Below are 17,404 nucleotides of genomic sequence, written 5' to 3'. Positions count from 1 at the left end.
TATGAAAAAAACGCTACTCTCCATGGCGGCACTGGCCTTGCTGGCCGGTTGCAGCCTGGCTCCCACGTACGAGCGTCCGGCAGCGCCGGCGCCCACGGCGTGGCCGACCGGTCCTTCCTACAAGGCCGACACGTCCGCCGCCGACGCCAAGCCGGTGGCGGACGTCGCCTGGCGCGAGTTCTTTGCCGATGCGCGTTTGCGCCAGGTACTGGAACTGGCGCTGGCCAACAACCGCGACCTGCGCGTCTCGATCCTGAACATCGAGAAGGCGCGCGCCACCTACGGCATCGAACGCGCCGCCCTGATCCCGACCCTGTCGGCCTCGGGCGGCCAATCGGCCACGCGCATTTCGAAAAACGCCAGCCCGACGGGCGAAGCGTCCATCAATCGCCAGTACACGGCGAACCTGGGCGTGTCGGCGTACGAGCTGGACTTCTTCGGCCGCGTGCGCAGCCTGTCCGACAGCGCGCTGGAGCAATATCTGGGCACGGAAGAAGCACGCCGTGCGCAGCAGATCAGCCTGGTGGCCGAAGTGGCCAGCACCTATCTGAACCTGGTGGCCGACCAGCAGCGCCTGCGTGTGGCGCAAGACACCTTGAAGAGCCAGCAGTCGTCGTATGACCTGGCCGTGCGCCGCTTCAGTGCGGGCGCCACCTCGGGCCTGGACAAGTACGATGCCCAGACCAGCGTGGAATCGGCCCGGTCCGACGTGGCCGTCTACACGAGCCAGGTAGCGCTCGACCAGAACGCGCTGGTGCTGCTGGTGGGCGGCCCTGTGCCGGCCGACCTGCTGCCGCAAGGCGAGTTCGGCGCCGTGACGGCGCTGGCGGACATTCCGTCCGGCGTGCCGTCGGACGTGCTGCAACGCCGTCCCGACGTGCTGGCGGCCGAGCGCACCTTGCGCTCGGCCAACGCCAACATCGGCGCGGCGCGCGCGGCTTTCTTCCCGCGCATTTCGCTGACGGCGACGGCGGGCTCGGTCAGCGACAACCTGTCCGGCCTGTTCAAGGGCGGCAGCGGCACCTGGAGTTTCCTGCCGCAGATCAGCTTGCCGATCTTCGATGGCGGCGTGAACCGCGCCAACCTCGATATCGCCAAGGTGCAGCGTGAAATCTCCGTGGCGCAATACGAAAAGGCGATCCAGGTCGCCTTCCGTGAAGTGTCCGATGCGCTGGCCCAGCGCGGCACCATCGACGAGCGCCTGCAGTCGCAGGTCTCGCTGGTCGAGGCGTCGACGAAGAGCTACACCATCCACGACGCGCGTTACAAGCAGGGCGCCGAGTCCTACCTGAACGCCCTCGTGGCCCAGCGCGCGCTGTACACGGCGCAGCAAAGCCTGATCACGGCGCGCCTGGCCAAATCGACCAACCTGGTCACCCTGTACAAGGTACTGGGCGGCGGTTGGCAGCCTGAGCAGACAGCCGTCGCGGCGGCTGGCGGCGCCCAATAACCACGGGGACGCCGACGCCGGCCTTGCCCTTGTCCGCAGGGGCAGGGCCGGCGCGCTACTGGAAAATCATGAACCAAGTTGAAAAGAAGCATCCGGACCCGGAGCGCGCCAACACGCGGCGCAAGCAGGTGCTCGATGCGGCCGAAAGCTGTTTCAGCCGCCGCGGCTTTCACGGCGCCAGCATGGCCGAGATATCGAAAGCGGCCGGCATGAGCGCGGGCCACATCTATAATTATTTTGACAGCAAGGATGCGATCATCGCCGCCTTCGTCATGAAGAACACCGAGCGGGTGTCGAACCTGATGCAGGATCTGGCGCAGCGCGAAGACCCGCTGCAGTCCGTGATCGACAATGCGGGCGAGCACGTGCTGGAAAGCCTGGACCCGAAAACGTGGGTGATGCCGCTCGAGATTTTTGCCGAGGCCTCGCGCAATCCGGTGATCGCCGAGATGCTGCGCTGCGCGGACGTGCGTTCACGCCAGCAGCTGCTCGCCATCATCCGCGACGCGCGCATCAAGCGCGGTTTGCCCGCCGGTGAGGAGATGCTGGAAGGGCGCCTGAACGCCATGATCGCCATGTACCAGGGCTTGCCCGTACGCCTGGTGCACAATCCAGACGTCAAGGTCGAACCGCTGATCGCCGGTTTCCGCATCGTCCTCACGGCGCTGCTGCTGAGCGAATAGGGCGCCTGGACGGGGCATGCAAAAAAGTTTGCGCAGTTCGATATGAATCATGCGCAAAGCATGGCAAAAACCTAAAAGCGTCTGCTATAATTCCCACCTCGTCGGGGCGTAGCGCAGCCTGGTAGCGTACATGCATGGGGTGCATGGGGTCGGAAGTTCGAATCTTCTCGCCCCGACCATTAGATTCAAGGACTTACGGCGCAAGCTGTATAGAAACCCAGTACTGTATATTATACGTTTGTATAATATCGGTGCTGGGTTTTTCCGTTTACGCGACGTATGACCAAGCAAGCTTTGCTTGGAAAGTCAGCATGTCTCACCGTAATCCTTTTGATGTTATTTCATCCACCGTTGATCTGGATGATTCGGCAGAGCACGGTGATGCTCAATGCTTTATGGTCAGCGCCCTGGCGCGTGTGATCGAATGTCTGCCCCTTATCGCGCAATCTTCTGTTTTGGTTGCTAAGCGATATTTTGAGGGCGCGGCAACGGATAGCGAGGCCTTAGCTGCCCGGGCGATGCTTTGGGAGGCCATCCGTGGGCGCGATATGTCGGATGACCCTGATGTGTTGCGTATCAGAGCCACGATTTGTGCGCTGCATGGCATGGATGCTGAAGCTCCTTGCGACAAGTTGACATACTTTCTGACGTTTTGGGAGCGCAGCGGCCTCAGCATGATCGAGCTGGCTGGAGCGATGTTCGACACATACGGCGTTGTTTATCACGACGCTTGATCGGCAGCGGCGACATATGCCGAATGCGTCAGAACTATGTCTGCTGCGGAGCGGAAGCAGCCGCGACTACTTGCGAAGGTCGGGTTTTATTCAAGCCAGGGTAATGTTATCGGGATCTCGGAAACATCCGCAATCACTTCCTTGATGTAGATTCCGTGGTCTTGCCTGACGTGTGCACCCGGCGCTTTTGAATGTCGCTGCGGTTCTCGCCGTGCCGTGCCGCATCCTTGGCCGCCAAGGCCCGGATATCACGGAATACCACGTCATCCTTCATACCAACGCACTCCTTTGCGCGCTCCCACATCGAACCAAGGCCCAAGCTGGTGGCGGTGCTGCCTGGCAGCGTGGCCGTCAGCGCGTGTGCCGCATGGCCGTACTGCACCACGGCGCCGTCAGGATAGTGCGTGGTGTGGATGCTGTCGCTCGATTCGGCTACGTCAAATTCCTGCGAGTACAGCACCGGCAAGATGAGGCCGCGCGACAGGCCACAGCCTGTGGCAAAGACGATGACCTGTTCGCCCACGGTGGGCGCCGACCAAGTGCGCGTGCTGCCCGTGGCCCATCTCAGCCATTCCGTGGTGAGTGTCGGCCCGAGCCGCACGCGCGCCTTGACCCCTTTGACCTCGGCAATGGTGCCCAAGCGGATCAAGTTTTACAGCGACCGGGTGAGGTCGGAAAGGTCGGCGTTCATGCAGTGCATGTTGCCGAAGTCCGCGTGCGGATGCACGACGGGGGCGGGTTGATAAGCGAGTTAATGCCGATGAAGGTACGTAATAGTCCTTCGGATTTTTTCAGAATGAATCGGATTTTATTGGTGTAATTTATAAGAGGCACTGAATGTGTAAGTTTTCCAATATTATTAAATCGTTTTCTACTGATTTTTGGCGAGGTCCCGCCCTGAATTTGGAATTACTATTGTAATAAATAATAGCTTCTTTTCCCAATTCTATGCATTCGACAATATTTTCTTCTAGGCTTTCAACTTTCGATCCTGTTGCTATAGAGTTTTGAATCCTTTGAACTTTTTTTCTTAATATTTCTGCTTTTCCTCTAATTTCATCGTTGTAATTCATTGTTGAATTTTTCATTTCTCCCGTTTCTAACTTTTCGCTTCTGAAATCACGTCTTAATTGTGTGATCTCTGCCATCAATACTTGAAAATACCCTTGTGGATCGGGCTGGCCGTTTTCTATTATTTTTGCTGGGCTTGAGAGTTCAAGTAATTTTATTAAGGAATTCACATTGTACGGTTTCCCGGCTGCATCTCGAGTAGAGCGTATGGCATCAGAGATCGATTTCTGATCTTCTAAAACTTCTCTGTATCGTAGTGTCTTATGATAGGTTGTATAGCGAATCGGAGCGATGTCGAAAATATCTTGTGTATCTGCATCTTTAACCAGAATTGTTGGTTTATCAAATGCTTGGCGCAAACCAAGTTCAAACAATACGTTCGGATTTCGACTGCTAAGATCACATATAGCCATAGGCGAGTGAACAACCCTCTTCAAAATATCAAGATGTATTAAATTGCTTTCTTTAACATCGTCAGCTCTAGTTGCCTTATAACCAGCGATTTGGCATGCTGGTTTGAAAATATCTTCATAAACTTTGGCGAAATGTCCGGAATCATATCCCAATTGATCTGATATTGGCATAATTACAAAACATTCTTCTGGTAAGGAAGTTTCCTCAATATCTTGAGGAGTGCTAATTTGTGCGTGTTTTTTGGCAGTCATAGTGAAAATTCCGAGTTGATGATATTTCAGTGTATCAACTTGGTTGTTTTATGGCAATTATTTTATAGTTCGTATAACTATTTTTCATCTCGCCTTCTGTTGTTTTATTGTGAATTTCTTAATAAAATTGTGTGTGTGTTGTTCAGGTAGTGCGATGCTCGCTATGTATATGATCTGATCAGGTAGATGAAAATCTGCCATTTTCAATTTTCCCTAAGAACTTTGCAGGTGATGCAGCAAAGAATGGCGTACCAACTTCCATTCCAACATATTCAGTCCTAGTAGCGGTCGCCTCGGGTATTGGTAGATGACTTCCTTCTTGTCTACTCGCTCGTGCTGGCCGAACTGATGCACGCGCGCCACCCGCGCCACCCAGCCAAAGAAACCAACTTCGATCTGGTCGCTGGTCGCCTTTATTTCAAGTGCTTGGCGGTACGAATCTTGGCAAACATCGCCGCCTTCTGCCGCTTGATCCGCCCATTCTTGCCCTTGAATTCCTTGCGCCGCTTGCGTGCCGGGTAGGCGGTACCGTCCGGCGCCTGCTGCGCCTTGATGCGCTGCGCCTGGCTGCGGCGCAGGTCGATGGCCACCTTGTGATTGATGGCGCGGCGCTGGGCTGGCTGCAGCTTGGCCAGCAAGGCGCCGGCCCAGGCTTCCAGTGCATGCAGGTCGTCACTCATGCTGTCGCCTCGGGCGTGCGCCATTCGGCCAGCAGGGTCTCGCCGTCATACAGCTTCCAGAACTCGTCCGCATAGGCGGGCATGTGCTGTATCTCGGCCAGGTGCTGGATGTCCAGTCGGAAGGTTAGGGCAACATTCGCCAGTTGAAATTTCCGATGAGTAGTTGCAGTTAAAGTGCCAAATCTAAAAAGTTACAAGGACACATTCTCTGTCACTGCTTTCATAAAACCTGATCTCATATTCTCTGGAAGGGTAGTTCTCTGCCTGGACTTCAATAGCGACCATCGGCCGTTCATGTCCGGGCAATGCGTTTGCCGCATCGGAGACGGCGGAAACAGACACAAGGCGAGGGGATTGAATTTTCCCCCAAGATTTGACTGCTGCCAGACCAATCACATTCTCGTGTGATAACGCCATGCAAACAAGGTTGTTCCAAGTCTTGGCGTCATCTTGCTGATAGGCATCAATTAACCGGTAGGCGTTCGCCAAGAGTTTTTCTGTTCCTGGCGGTGTGGTTGCATGCATGCTGATAGGTGGCTTATTGCTCGCACATCCGCAACACAACGTGGCGAGTAAAATAACGATATTTTTTTTCATAGTTGGGTACTAAGGATAACTGTAAATGTGGCTGCGTTTGGCCGGTACCGGCCAATATCACGCGACTCTAACTCATTTGATAACTGATGTCAGTTGAAGTTTGCATTGAAGCATCTTAGTTTTTTTCCATGTGACGCAGCAGCGATTCGCGTATCAACGTCCTATCCGGTTCACTCAAGCCCAGAAACGGCCGCTCCGGGTACTTGTAGACGGGCCCCTTTTTTTGGTAACGCGGTCGGGCTGGCCAAATTGATGCACATGCGCCACGCGCGCCACCCAGCCAAAGAAGCCGACGTCGATCTGGTCGCCTGTCGCCTTCACTTTCAGGTATTTGGCTGTGCGAATTTTGGCGAACATGGCCGCTTTCTGCCGCTTGATCCGCCCATTCTTCCTCTTGAATTCCTTGCGCCGCTTGCGTGTCGGATACGCGGCGCCATCAGGCCCCTGCTGTGCCTTGATGCGCTGCGTCTGGCTGCGGCGCAGGTCGATGGCGACCTTGTGATTGATGGCGCGACGCTGGGCCGGTTGCAGCTTGGCCAGCAGGGCGCTGGCCAAGGTTGCCAAAGTGTGCAGGTTGCCGCTCATGGCGTTGCCTCGGGCGTGCGCCATTCGGGCAGAAGTGTCTCGCCGTCATACAGTTTCCAGAACTCGTCCGCGTAGGCCGGCATGTGCTGTATCTCGGCCAGGTGTTTGATGTCGAGGCGGCCCACCTCGCCGGTCTTGACGGCCACGCGTTCGGTCAGGTCCAGCTTGATGGAAATATCGACCGTTTCGTGGTTATTAAAATCGACCTCGAAGGCGATGCCGTGCTTGCGCCTTTCTTCGTTGGCCATCAGGTCGAGCTGGTGGACTTTCAGCCAGGCGATCAGGGCCACCACATTGCCCTCGTCGGCGAAGACCAGCAGGCGGTCATGGTTGCGCTGCAGGGCGGAGATGGCGGCGGCCATACGCGCCAAGGAAGTTTCGACACGGTGCGCATCACCGCGCCGAGCCGCCCCAGTCCTCACATCGATAAAAAAGCTTGACCTTCCAAGTGTGTCAGGTCGGATAAAGGCGATGGGAGTTGTTTCAGCTCAACAAAACCATGTCGACTCCAGTCGCGAAAGGCACAATGATGAAAGTCACACCAATAATTCTGATCCCCGCAGTGCTGGTCACCGCGCTTGCCGTCAGCGGATGCAAGCAGACGGCATCGCCTGCCGCTGCGGCCAAGCCGCCCAGCGTTCCCGTTGCCGAAGTGGTCGTTCGCCAGGCAACACCCTACGTCGAGTTCAACGGCTCGCTGACCGCCGTCAAGCGGGTTGAGTTGCGCCCGCAGGTGGCCGGCTACCTGCAGGACGTGAGCGTGCCGGAAGGCCGCTTTGTCGAGAAGGGCAGCAAGCTCTTTGTGATCGATCCGCGCGTGTTCCAGGCTGCGGTGCATGCCGCCACAGCGCGCTTGCGCGAGGCTGAGGCGGCGTCGATGCTGGCCCAGGCCGAGCATGAGCGGGCCGAACAGATGTTCGCCACGAAGATCGTCGCGCGCGACCGTCTCGACGTGGCGACGGCGGCGCTGCATGCGGGCAAGGCACAGGTCGACGCCGCCAAGGCCGCGCTCGACGCCGCGCAACTGGAGCTCGGTTTCACGCGCGTCACGGCGCCGATCAGCGGACGAGTCGGCCAAGTCCTGGTCACCGAGGGCAACTATGTCGCCAGCGGCGTGACACCCCTGACGACGATCGTTTCCATCGATCCCCTGCACGTCTATTTCGATGTCGATGAGCGTACCTATTTGCGCTCGCTCGCCGCCGGCCGGGCCAGCGCCGCTGTGCGTGGAACGCAGGCGGCCAAGGTCATGGTGGCGCTGGCCACGGACAAGACATATGTACGTCCCGGCCGTGTCGATTTCCTGGCCAACGCCGCTGACCGCGGGACGGGAACGGTGCGTGTCCGCGCCGTGGTCGACAACCCCGATGGCAAACTGACGCCCGGCCTGTTTGCCAAGGTCAGGCTGGAGACGGGGGCGCAGCAAGCCAGGGTGCTCGTTTCCGATCAATCGATAGGCACCGACCAGGGGCGCCGCTATGTGCTCGTGGTCGGCAAAGGCGACAAGACGGAGTTCCGTCCCGTCGAGCTTGGCCCGATGGTCGACGGTTTGCGCGTGATCGAGCAGGGGCTGCAGCCCGGCGAGCGCATCGTCGTCAAGGGACTCGTGCGCCCTGGCATGCAGGTGACGCCGCAGCCGGCCGGCATTGACGGCACGCCCATCACCGTGCCGAAAACCTCGGGAGCCGCGTAATGTCTTTCCCACGTTTCTTCATCGACCGCCCGATCTTTGCCATCGTCCTTTCGGTCCTGATGGTGCTCGCCGGCATCGTTGCTTTCTTCCAGATGCCGCTCAGCGAGTATCCTGCCGTGACGCCGCCGACCGTGCAGGTGAGCGCCGCCTATCCTGGCGCCAATCCCAAGGTGATCGCCGAAACGGTGGCGGCGCCGCTCGAGCAGGCCATCACCGGGGTCGAGGGCATGCAGTACATGTCGTCCCAATCGGCAACCGACGGCCGCATGACCTTGACCGTCACTTTCGCGCAGGGGACGAATGCCGACATGGCGCAGGTCCAGGTGCAGAACCGGGTCGCGCGCGCGCTGCCGCGTTTGCCTGAAGAAGTGCAGCGCCAGGGCGTCGTCACGCAGAAAACCTCGCCGGACATCCTGATGGTGGTGCACCTGCTGTCGCCCGACAAGCGCTACGATCCCCTGTACATATCGAATTACGCCTACCTGCAGGTGCGCGACGAGCTGTCCCGCATCCCCGGCATCAGCGACGTCCTCGTCTGGGGCGCGGGCGAATACAGCATGCGGCTGTGGCTCGATCCGAACCTGATCGCCGCACGCGGCCTGACGGCCGGCGAGGTGATTGCCGCCGTGCGCGAACAGAACGTGCAGGTGGCCGCCGGTTCCGTCGGCCAGTCTCCCGATTCCAGCGCCGCCTTCCAGGTGACGGTCAACACGCTCGGACGCTTGACCGACGAGGAACAGTTCGGCGACATCATCATCCGCACGGGCGCCGAAGGCCAGGTGACGCGCTTGCGCGACGTGGCCCGCATCGAAATGGGCGCCGACGCGTATGCGCTGCGCAGCTTGCTGGACGGCGAGCCGGCCGTCGCCTTGCAAATCATTCAAAGCCCAGGCGCCAATGCGCTCGACGTTGCGCAGGCGGTACGCGATACCATGCAGCGGCTGGAGGAAAATTTCCCGGCGGGACTGAGCTCGCGCATCGCCTATGACCCGACGGTCTTTGTGCGTGCCTCGCTGGAATCGGTGGCAACGACCTTGCTGGAGGCGATCATTCTCGTCGTCATCGTGGTGGTGCTGTTCCTGCGCAACTGGCGCGCCTCGCTGATCCCCCTCATGGCGGTACCGGTGTCGCTGATCGGCACCTTCGCCGTCATGCATCTGATGGGCTTTTCGCTCAACACGCTATCCCTGTTCGGCCTGGTGCTGTCGATCGGCATCGTCGTCGATGACGCCATCGTGGTGGTCGAGAACGTCGAACGCCACATCGAAAATGGCGAGGAGCCCAGGCAAGCGGCAAGGCGCGCCATGGATGAGGTCACGGGCCCCATCATCGCGATCACTTCGGTGCTTGCCGCCGTGTTCATTCCGACCGCCTTCCTGAGCGGCCTGCAGGGCGAGTTCTACCGCCAGTTCGCGCTGACGATCGCCATCTCGACCATCCTGTCGGCCGTCAATTCGCTCACGCTCAGCCCGGCGCTTGCCGGCCTCCTGCTCAAGCCAGGCAAGGTCAAGGCCGGGGCCGGGGCCGAGGCCGAGGCCGTGCATGATCCACGCAGCCTGCGTGGCCGCGCCGAGCGCCTGTTGCAGATGCTGGGCCGGCCGTTCCAGCGCGCGCCGGATGCGTATGGCAACACGGTGCGCAAAGTCGTCAGGGTCAGCGGCATGGCCTTGCTCGTGTACGGCGGCCTGCTTGCGCTGACCTTCTTCGGCTTCAAGGCCGTGCCGCCGGGCTTCGTGCCGATGCAGGACAAATACTATCTGGTGGCGATCGCGCAGTTGCCCAACTCGTCATCGCTGGACCGTACCGACGCGGTCGCCAAGCAGATGTCGAAGATTGCGCTGGCCGAGCCTGGCGTCGAAAGCGTCGTCGCCTTCCCCGGCTTGTCGATCAACGGCTTCGTCAACGTGCCGAACGCGGCCGTCATGTTCGTCATGCTCGACCCGTTCAAGGCGCGCACGACGCCCGACCTCACGGCGAATGCGATTGCCGGGCGCCTGCAGGCGAAGTTCGCTGGCATTCCCGACGGTTTCCTCGGCGTGTTCCCGCCGCCGCCAGTGCCCGGCCTTGGCGCGACCGGTGGTTTCAAGATGCTGGTCGAGGACCGTGGCAGCGCCGGGCTCGATGCCCTGGTGCGGCAGACGCATATCCTGATGACCAAGGCAAGCGAGTCGGGACAGGTGGCCGGCCTCATGACCAGCCTGGACGTCAATGCCCCGCAGCTCGAGGTCGCCATCGACCGTACCCAGGTCAAGAGCCAGGGAGTGCGCCTGGCCGACGTGTTCGAATCGTTGCAGATCTACCTCGGTTCCCTCTACGTCAACGACTTCAACCGCTTCGGCCGGACCTACAAGGTGACGGCCCAGGCCGATGCCGAGCATCGCATGCAGGCCGAGGCCATCGGCCGCTTGCAGGTACGCAATGCGGCCGGCGACATGCTGCCCTTGTCGTCGTTTGTCACCGTCACGCCCAGTTCCGGTCCGGACCGCGTGGTTCACTACAATGGCTATCCTTCGGCCGACATCTCGGGCGGCGCGATGCCAGGCGTCAGTTCGGGGCAGGCCGTGGCGGTCATGGAACGGCTGGCGAAGGAGGTGCTGCCTGAAGGCATGAGCTTTGAATGGACCGACCTTACCTACCAGCAAAAGCTGGCCGGCGATTCGGCGCTGTTCATCTTCCCGCTGTGTGTGCTGCTCGCCTATCTGATCCTGGCCGCACAGTACAACAGCTGGCTGCTGCCGCTGGCCGTCCTGCTGATCGTACCGATGTGCTTGCTGAGCGCGATCATCGGCGTGTGGCTGGCGGGTGGCGACAACAATATCTTTGTGCAGATCGGACTGATCGTGCTCGTCGGACTGGCGGCCAAGAACGCCATCCTCATTGTCGAGTTCGCACGTAGCCTGGAAATGGAAGGGGCGAGCGCGCTCGATGCCGTCATCGAGGCTTGCCGGTTGCGGCTACGGCCCATCCTGATGACCTCGCTTGCCTTCATCGCTGGCGTCGTGCCGCTGGTTTTTGCCAGTGGCGCCGGCTCCGAGATGCGCCAGGCCATGGGGATCGCGGTGTTCGCCGGCATGCTGGGCGTGACACTGTTCGGACTGTTCCTCACGCCCGTGTTTTATGTGGTGATGCGCGCTCTGGCGGCCCGCTTCGAGCGCCACACGCCAATTACCAAGACAAGCATGGACAGGAGCACGACATGAATCGCCCGTATCAAACAATTTTAGTCTCATTGAATGGGCTCACGTTGCTGGCCGGCTGCGCGGTCGGCCCCGATTATGCGACGCCTTTGCCGCCGCCGCTGTCCGCATCGCAGTTTTCCGGCAGCGCAGGCCAGGCCTACGCCGGTCTCGCGCCGGGAGCGGTCGAGGTGGAGTGGTGGCGCAGCTTCGACGACCCGGCGCTGGTCACCCTGATCCAGCGGGCGCTGGCGGCCAACCACGACGTCGGCATCGCTGCCGCCCGGCTCGCGGAGGCAAAAGCCTTGCTGCGCGAAGACCGGCAGGGCTTCCTGCCGCAAGGTGGCGCCGCGCTCGGGTATGAGAAGCGCCGCCTGAGCAAGGCCGAAACGCTGCCCGGCCAGCCGCGCCGGAGCGAAAGCTATCGCGGCACCGTCGATGCGTCCTGGGAGATCGACCTGTTCGGCCGCGTGCGGCGGTCCGTGGAGGCGGGCCAGGCGCAGGCGGGCTCGCGCGAGGCCTTGCTGCGCGGCGTGCAGGCGGGTGTTGCCGCCACGGTGGCGGCGACCTGGTTCGAACTGGGCGGCATCGAAGCTGAACTCGCTGTCGTTGCCAGCATCACCCAAAGCCAGCGCGACAGCCTGGCGCTGGTCGAACGCATGGTGAGCGCAGGCTCTGCCAGCGAACTCGACCGCCTTCGCGCCGAGGCCTTGCTGCGCTCGGTGGAGGTGGCCGCGCCCGAACTGGAGCGCCGCCGCGCGGCCTCCGTCAACGCGCTGGCCATCCTGCTTGGCGAAGTGCCGCAGACGTTCAGCCTTCCCGCCGCCACGCCGGCAAGTGACGCGCTGACGGTGCGGACGATCGCCGTAGGCGATCCCGCCGGGCTGCTCGCGCGGCGCGCCGATATTGCGGCGGCCGAGCGCAATCTGGCTGCCGCGACCGCCCGCATCGGGGTGGAGACGGCTGGCCTGTATCCCGAGGTCCAGGTAACGGGTTCCATCGGACTCGTCGGGGGGAGCCTCGATGCAATGGGCGACGCTGGCATGCAGTCGAGCTTCCTTGGCCCCGTCATCCGCTGGAATCTGCTCGATACGGGGCGCGTGCGCGCCCGCATCGCCGCCAGCGAGGCACGCGCCCGGGAAGCCCTGCTCGTCTACGACCGGGCCGTCTTGCGCGCACTCCAGGAAACGGACGATGCCTTCAAAGCCCATGGCACGGCAGGCAGCACGCTCGGTTTGCGAATGCAGGAATCGGCGGCAACCCGCGAGGCTGCGCGTCTTGCCAGGCTACAGTTTTCGGCAGGCGCAGGTCTCTACCTGGACGTGCTCGAAGCGGAACGGGCCGACTTCGCCAGCCGGCGTGCGCTGGCCGTCGCGCGCACCAACCAGCGGCTTGCCGTTGTCAGCATCTACAAGGCGCTGGGCGGCGGCTGGGAGATCTGCGCGCAGGCAAGCGACGATTGTGAAGGCGCCGGGTCGCTTCCCCGGACGAAGCAACTCGCAGGCAGGCCTTGACCTGCCTGTGCGCGAGCAGCCGCTAGGCTTCGTAGACTATCCTGTAGAGATTGCCTTTGCGTCGGATGTGTGCGAAGCCGAGTTCGCCAAGGTGCATGCCGGCGATGAGGATGTTGTCGGCGCTGACCACATCGAGCAGTGTCGAGCGTGTTTCGGCCGACAGCAGGGGATCCTGATCGAAGGCAATGGATACGTCGGGACGCGCAATCTGGATTTGGGGGAAATGCACGATATCCCCCCAAATCAACAGACTGCGGCCACCGGATTCGATGCGATAACCGGAATGCCCTGCGGTATGCCCCGGTAGGGGCATGGCACCAATGCCAGGGAGAACTTCGTTCCAGGTAAACAAGCGCATCTTTTCCCGGTACTTCTCAAATACCTTGCGGGCAAACAGAAAGTTGCCGCGAGCGCGATCACTTGCCCGGCTGAGATTGCCATCGTCTTCCCAGAAAGCAACCTCATGCTGGTGAACCACCAGCTGCGCGTCGGGAAAGGCGGCTTCTCCTGACGCATCAAGCAGCCCGCCGACATGATCGGGATGCGCATGCGTCAGCAGTATCGTGTCGATGTCGGAAGGTTGTACGCCAGCCAGCGCAAGATTGACTTTCAGCTTGCCGCCCCAGTGCTTGAATCCGCCCGCACCCGCATCAATCAGGATTGTGCGGCCGCGGCCGCGCACCAGGTAGCAGTTGATATGGATGGAGGAGGGATCGTTCACCCCCGCGTCTTGCTGCAATTTTGACGCATCCATCGAACCGATATTGGAGAGCAAATCCAGACTGGCGGACAGGTATCCGTCACTGATGGCCGTGATCGAAAACTCGCCTATCTGCTGGCTGGGAAATGGTATGTGATCCACTGCCGTATTCCTTTCTGATAATCAATTGCGTGCATGAATGGCCGGGGCCGCATAGCCAAAACAGCGGATGCGTGCAGCAAGGCCGGTATTTGCTTTGATGATGGCCTCCAGTCTTTCCATGAACACATCCATGACTGCTTTCGTCCTGAACGGTACAAGCCGGTATTGGATTTCCGCATAGGCCGGATTCCCCCGGCCATGACGGACACCGACATAGATGATGTGCACGTTCTCCAGCGCAGCTTCAAGCATCCCTGTGCAGAGTTCGGTACATTGGTCGGTGAGTGCCGCCAGATTTGCATCCGGCGGCATCTTTTCTGTTGGCATGAAAATCGTCACGTTGGGCATGTGGGCTCTACCGCGAAATGTGCGCAGCGATATCGCTGCCATTCGTCAACTGACCGGTCATGGGCGCATACAGATGGACGCCCTCCGGCAGCTGATGCATGCCGGGGCCAGTGGCGCGCCCCATCTTCGCCACCCATCGATATTCAGGAAACCTTTCCAATGCGACAGCCTGCATCCGACAGGGAGCGAGGCCCATGTCGATAAGCGGCTCCGGGCCGACCGTACTCGTCACCAGATAGTCGTCTGCGCCGAATTTCGAGCATCCGGCCTGGACAGGAATGCGTACGTATCCGTTGCTGCATGAGGTGCTGGTGCCAGTTTGCCATCCCGCACTTCTGAAAGAGGGCAAAGGAGCAACGACACTGGACACGCTGCCGCGTCTGCACCGGCGGCAGAATCCGGATGCCTGGGAACGTTATTCCCTGGAAACCGGAGTCGCGCTGAACAATCCTGCGACCGGTGCGCGCCACGATCTGCATGCCATGCTGATCGAGGCGGCATTGGCCGGTCTCGGCGTCGCCCTGGTGCCGCGCCTTTACGTGGAAACGGAGCTGGCGCAAGGCCGCTTGGCCGCTCCGTGGCCCGATGGAAAAACCATCTCCAAGACCTTTTGCATCGTCCTTCCCGAGCCCATCGGCTTGAGCGGAAAACCCATCCAGACATTCACGCAATGGATACTGGCCGAGGCGAAGCAGACAACGATGGCTGCGCCGCAGACCTAGCCCATCAAACGCAGCCCAGCGTTGGGATGGTCGTCCGCATCGCATTCCATACTCCCTTTCCCGCATTCCATCCCCCGATTCGCGTCGCCCATCACTGTCATCAACCTGGCGATATGGCTTTGGCCTATGATGTGCTGGCACATGCATAATTATTATGTTTTCCCTTCATCCCACAACCATGAGGTGTCCATGATTCGCTATGTCCTGCCTGTCCTGTTGTTCGCTGGCGCACTGCCGGCGCACGCCCAAGCCCCTGTCAAGGAAACGCCGCTGATCGAGCGGGCCAAGCTGTTCGGCAATCCCAGCAAGTCCGGTGGCAAGCTCAGTCCCGATGGGCAGTGGCTGTCGTGGATCGCGCCGCGCGATGGCGTGCTCAATGTGTGGGTGGCGCCGGCCGGCGACCTGGCGCAGGCGCGCCCGTTGACGGAAGAAAAGGTGCGGCCCATCCGCAGCAGCTTCTGGTCGCCCGATTCGAAAACCCTGCTGTTCATCCAGGACAAGGGTGGCGACGAGAATTTCCTGCTGTACGGCGTGAACGTGGCGAGCGGCAAGCAGATCAACTACACACCGTTCGAAAAAACGCGTGTGCGGATCGTCCAGATCAGCAGCAAGGTGAAGGACCGCATCCTCGTCGGCATCAATAATCGCGATGCGCGCTGGCACGACGTGTACAGCCTGGACCTGGCCAGCGGCAAGCTGACACTGGTACAGCAGAACGATGGCTATGGCGGCTACCTGGCCGATGAACTGCTCAACCTGCGCATCGCCAGCAAGGCGCGCGCCGATGGCGGCATGCAGTATTTCCGCCTGGCGGACGGCAAGGTCGAGAGCACGCCACTGGCCGAAGTGGCCCTGGAAGACTCGCAGACGACGGCGCCGCTGGCCTTCACGGTCGACGGCAAGACCCTGTACTGGACCGATTCGCGCGGCCGCAATACCTCGGCGCTGCTGGCGCAGGACGTGGCCAGCGGCAAGAGCACGGTCGTGGCGCAAGACCCGCGCTCCGACATCGCCGATGCGCTGTACGACACGCGCACGGGCCAGGTGCAGGCCTATACGGTCAATTATCTGCAGCAGGAATATCTGCCGCTGACGAACGAGCTGAAAGCCGACCTGGCTTTCCTGAAGAAAAACACGAAGGGCCAGTTCACGGTGACGTCGCGCACGGATGCCGACGACAAGTGGCTGGTGTCCGTCGATGCCGTCACGGCGCCGCCATCGAGCTGGCTGTACGAGCGCAAGACCAAAAAACTCACGCGTTTATATGTGACGCGTCCGGAACTGGAAGGCGCGCCGCTGGTGCCCATGTATCCGCAGCAACTCAAGGCGCGCGACGGCCTGACCCTGGTGTCCTATCTGACCTTGCCGCAGGCGTCGAAGGCGACGTCCGATGGCAAGGCCACGCAGGCGGTGCCGATGGTGCTGCTGGTGCATGGCGGCCCGTGGGCGCGCGACACCTATGGCTACAACGGCTACCACCAGTGGCTGGCCAACCGCGGCTACGCCGTACTGTCCGTGAACTTCCGCGGCTCGACGGGCTTCGGCAAGCAGTTCATCTCGGCCGGCGACCTGCAGTGGGGCCGCAAGATGCATGACGACTTGCTCGACGCCGTGCAGTGGGCCGTGAAGAGCGGCGTGACCACCGCCGACAAGGTGGCCATTATGGGCGGCTCGTATGGCGGCTACGCCACCCTGGCCGGCATGGCGTTCACGCCGACGACGTTTGCCTGCGGCGTCGACATCGTCGGTCCGTCGAACCTGTTTACCCTGCTGCAAACCATCCCGCCGTACTGGGAAGCGGGCAAGCAGCAGTTCTACAAGCGCATGGGTGACCCGACCACGGAAGAGGGCAAGGCGCTGCTGAAGGAACGTTCGCCGCTGAACTTTGCGCAGAACATCCAGCGTCCGCTGCTGATCGGCCAGGGTGCGAACGACCCGCGAGTCAACGTGGCGGAATCGGACCAGATCGTGGCGGCCATGGCAGCGAAGAATATCCCCGTCACGTATGTGCTGTTCCCCGACGAGGGTCATGGCTTTGCCCGGCCCGTGAACAACATCGCCTTCAATGCCGTGACGGAGAACTTCCTGGGGCAATGCCTGGCTGGCCGTGCCGAGCCGATCGGCGCCACCCTGAAGGCGTCCACGGCGCAGATCAAGCATGGCGCCGAGTTCGCGCCGGGCTTGCAGCAAGCCATGCAGTAAGCGGCCACCAGGTGGCGCGGCCTGCCGGGCAAACTGCCTGGCAGGCCATGCCGCCCGCCGGCAAGAAATTATGGGCGGGTGGCTTGCAAGATGACAGTCTCCGGCGTTGCGTGCGTACAACTGACTTTGGGGTGCGCAAGGCCGGTTCGCTGCGGCCGCCGCCGATCAGCGGCGGGCATGATACACGTCGAGAGGGTCAATCCCACCTTCCAAAGGCCTTCTTTTTCTCATTTGTTGTTAGTAAATACATAATTTCAACCACAACTGTTTTGCGTTAAAAACTTCCCTATTTGATAATATTTTTGGAATTGCTTTCCTTGTAAGTCGTAGTAGCATGGATTGACGTAAAGCAAGGTTCAACCATGCTGGGAAGCCATCTCCAGTCCTGTTGACGGTCGCTGTCATCGGCGTGCAGGTTTGCC

16 protein-coding genes, 1 tRNA gene and 1 pseudogene are annotated in these 17,404 nt (G+C 60.7%); 9 read left to right on the top strand and 9 right to left on the bottom strand.

Annotated features, from left to right (window positions below):
* Position 1 precedes the first annotated feature (1 nt).
* The 4 genes from adeC to OPV09_RS22110 all read left to right on the top strand — a co-directional run bounded on the left by adeC (position 2) and on the right by OPV09_RS22110 (position 2,867).
* On the top strand, positions 2–1,450 hold the full coding sequence (gene adeC, locus OPV09_RS22125) for an AdeC/AdeK/OprM family multidrug efflux complex outer membrane factor (protein WP_338679384.1): 1,449 nt from the start codon (positions 2–4) through the stop codon (positions 1,448–1,450).
* Between the two features lie 68 nt (positions 1,451–1,518).
* Complete coding sequence (locus tag OPV09_RS22120) at positions 1,519–2,133, top strand: TetR/AcrR family transcriptional regulator (protein WP_338679383.1); 615 nt, start codon at positions 1,519–1,521, stop codon at positions 2,131–2,133.
* A 102-nt stretch (positions 2,134–2,235) separates the two neighbouring features.
* Positions 2,236–2,312, top strand: a tRNA-Pro gene (locus OPV09_RS22115).
* Between the two features lie 132 nt (positions 2,313–2,444).
* Positions 2,445–2,867 carry a hypothetical protein gene (locus OPV09_RS22110; protein WP_331778088.1) on the top strand — a complete coding sequence of 141 codons (423 nt, stop codon included), beginning with the start codon at positions 2,445–2,447 and terminating at the stop codon, positions 2,865–2,867.
* Between the two features lie 133 nt (positions 2,868–3,000).
* On the opposite strand, the gene OPV09_RS22105 is transcribed toward OPV09_RS22110, so the two are convergent.
* The 7 genes from OPV09_RS22105 to OPV09_RS22070 form a co-directional block, all read right to left on the bottom strand.
* Complete coding sequence (locus OPV09_RS22105; protein ID WP_331778087.1) at positions 3,001–3,507, bottom strand: phage baseplate assembly protein V; 507 nt, start codon at positions 3,505–3,507, stop codon at positions 3,001–3,003.
* Between the two features lie 181 nt (positions 3,508–3,688).
* A complete protein-coding gene (locus tag OPV09_RS22100; protein WP_331778086.1) occupies positions 3,689–4,603 on the bottom strand; it encodes a hypothetical protein in 915 nt (304 codons plus the stop codon).
* Between the two features lie 213 nt (positions 4,604–4,816).
* Positions 4,817–5,020 carry a phage virion morphogenesis protein gene (locus tag OPV09_RS22095; RefSeq protein WP_331778100.1) on the bottom strand — a complete coding sequence of 68 codons (204 nt, stop codon included), beginning with the start codon at positions 5,018–5,020 and terminating at the stop codon, positions 4,817–4,819.
* Positions 5,017–5,283 (bottom strand): phage virion morphogenesis protein, encoded by a 267-nt coding sequence (locus OPV09_RS22090; protein WP_331778085.1) that lies wholly within the window; start codon positions 5,281–5,283, stop codon positions 5,017–5,019. Before OPV09_RS22090 ends, OPV09_RS22095 begins: the two co-directional genes overlap by 4 nt.
* A 183-nt stretch (positions 5,284–5,466) precedes the next feature.
* Complete coding sequence (locus OPV09_RS22085) at positions 5,467–5,880, bottom strand: hypothetical protein (protein ID WP_152546466.1); 414 nt, start codon at positions 5,878–5,880, stop codon at positions 5,467–5,469.
* Positions 5,881–6,054: 174 nt separating this feature from the next.
* Positions 6,055–6,465: a phage virion morphogenesis protein gene (locus OPV09_RS22075; RefSeq protein WP_425324006.1), complete on the bottom strand. Its 411-nt coding sequence runs from the start codon at positions 6,463–6,465 to the stop codon at positions 6,055–6,057.
* Positions 6,462–6,827 carry a phage tail protein gene (locus OPV09_RS22070; protein WP_338682343.1) on the bottom strand — a complete coding sequence of 122 codons (366 nt, stop codon included), beginning with the start codon at positions 6,825–6,827 and terminating at the stop codon, positions 6,462–6,464. Before OPV09_RS22070 ends, OPV09_RS22075 begins: the two co-directional genes overlap by 4 nt.
* Positions 6,828–6,991: 164 nt before the next feature.
* Here OPV09_RS22070 and OPV09_RS22065 point away from each other — a divergent pair, with 164 nt between their 5' ends.
* The 3 genes from OPV09_RS22065 to OPV09_RS22055 are packed head-to-tail and all read left to right on the top strand — an operon-like array spanning position 6,992 to position 12,848.
* A complete protein-coding gene (locus OPV09_RS22065; RefSeq protein WP_338679382.1) occupies positions 6,992–8,158 on the top strand; it encodes an efflux RND transporter periplasmic adaptor subunit in 1,167 nt (388 codons plus the stop codon).
* Positions 8,158–11,358 (top strand): efflux RND transporter permease subunit, encoded by a 3,201-nt coding sequence (locus OPV09_RS22060; protein WP_338679381.1) that lies wholly within the window; start codon positions 8,158–8,160, stop codon positions 11,356–11,358. Before OPV09_RS22065 ends, OPV09_RS22060 begins: the two co-directional genes overlap by 1 nt.
* Positions 11,355–12,848 carry a TolC family protein gene (locus OPV09_RS22055; protein WP_338679380.1) on the top strand — a complete coding sequence of 498 codons (1,494 nt, stop codon included), beginning with the start codon at positions 11,355–11,357 and terminating at the stop codon, positions 12,846–12,848. The genes OPV09_RS22060 and OPV09_RS22055 overlap by 4 nt, the downstream gene beginning before the upstream one ends.
* A gap of 22 nt (positions 12,849–12,870) precedes the next feature.
* Here OPV09_RS22055 and OPV09_RS22050 read toward each other — a convergent pair whose 3' ends face one another.
* Positions 12,871–13,710 carry an MBL fold metallo-hydrolase gene (locus OPV09_RS22050; RefSeq protein ID WP_338679379.1) on the bottom strand — a complete coding sequence of 280 codons (840 nt, stop codon included), beginning with the start codon at positions 13,708–13,710 and terminating at the stop codon, positions 12,871–12,873.
* 21 nt (positions 13,711–13,731) lie between these two features.
* Positions 13,732–14,058, bottom strand: a complete 327-nt coding sequence (locus tag OPV09_RS22045; RefSeq protein ID WP_072452542.1) for a hypothetical protein — start codon at positions 14,056–14,058, stop codon at positions 13,732–13,734.
* Between the two features lie 242 nt (positions 14,059–14,300).
* On the opposite strand from OPV09_RS22045, the pseudogene OPV09_RS22040 reads away from it, so the two are divergent.
* Positions 14,301–14,780: pseudogene (locus tag OPV09_RS22040) on the top strand (LysR substrate-binding domain-containing protein); the annotation flags it as partial.
* Positions 14,781–14,969: 189 nt separating this feature from the next.
* On the top strand, positions 14,970–16,982 hold the full coding sequence (locus OPV09_RS22035; protein WP_338679378.1) for a S9 family peptidase: 2,013 nt from the start codon (positions 14,970–14,972) through the stop codon (positions 16,980–16,982).
* Positions 16,983–17,404 lie beyond the last annotated feature (422 nt).

Origin of the sequence: Janthinobacterium sp. TB1-E2 (assembly GCF_036885605.1) — a bacterium.
In the GTDB taxonomy this organism is placed as follows: Bacteria; Pseudomonadota; Gammaproteobacteria; order Burkholderiales; family Burkholderiaceae_D; genus Janthinobacterium; species Janthinobacterium aestuarii.
The sequence above is the reverse complement of the archived record's forward strand: the minus strand, read 5'-3'. Positions and strand labels throughout refer to the sequence as shown.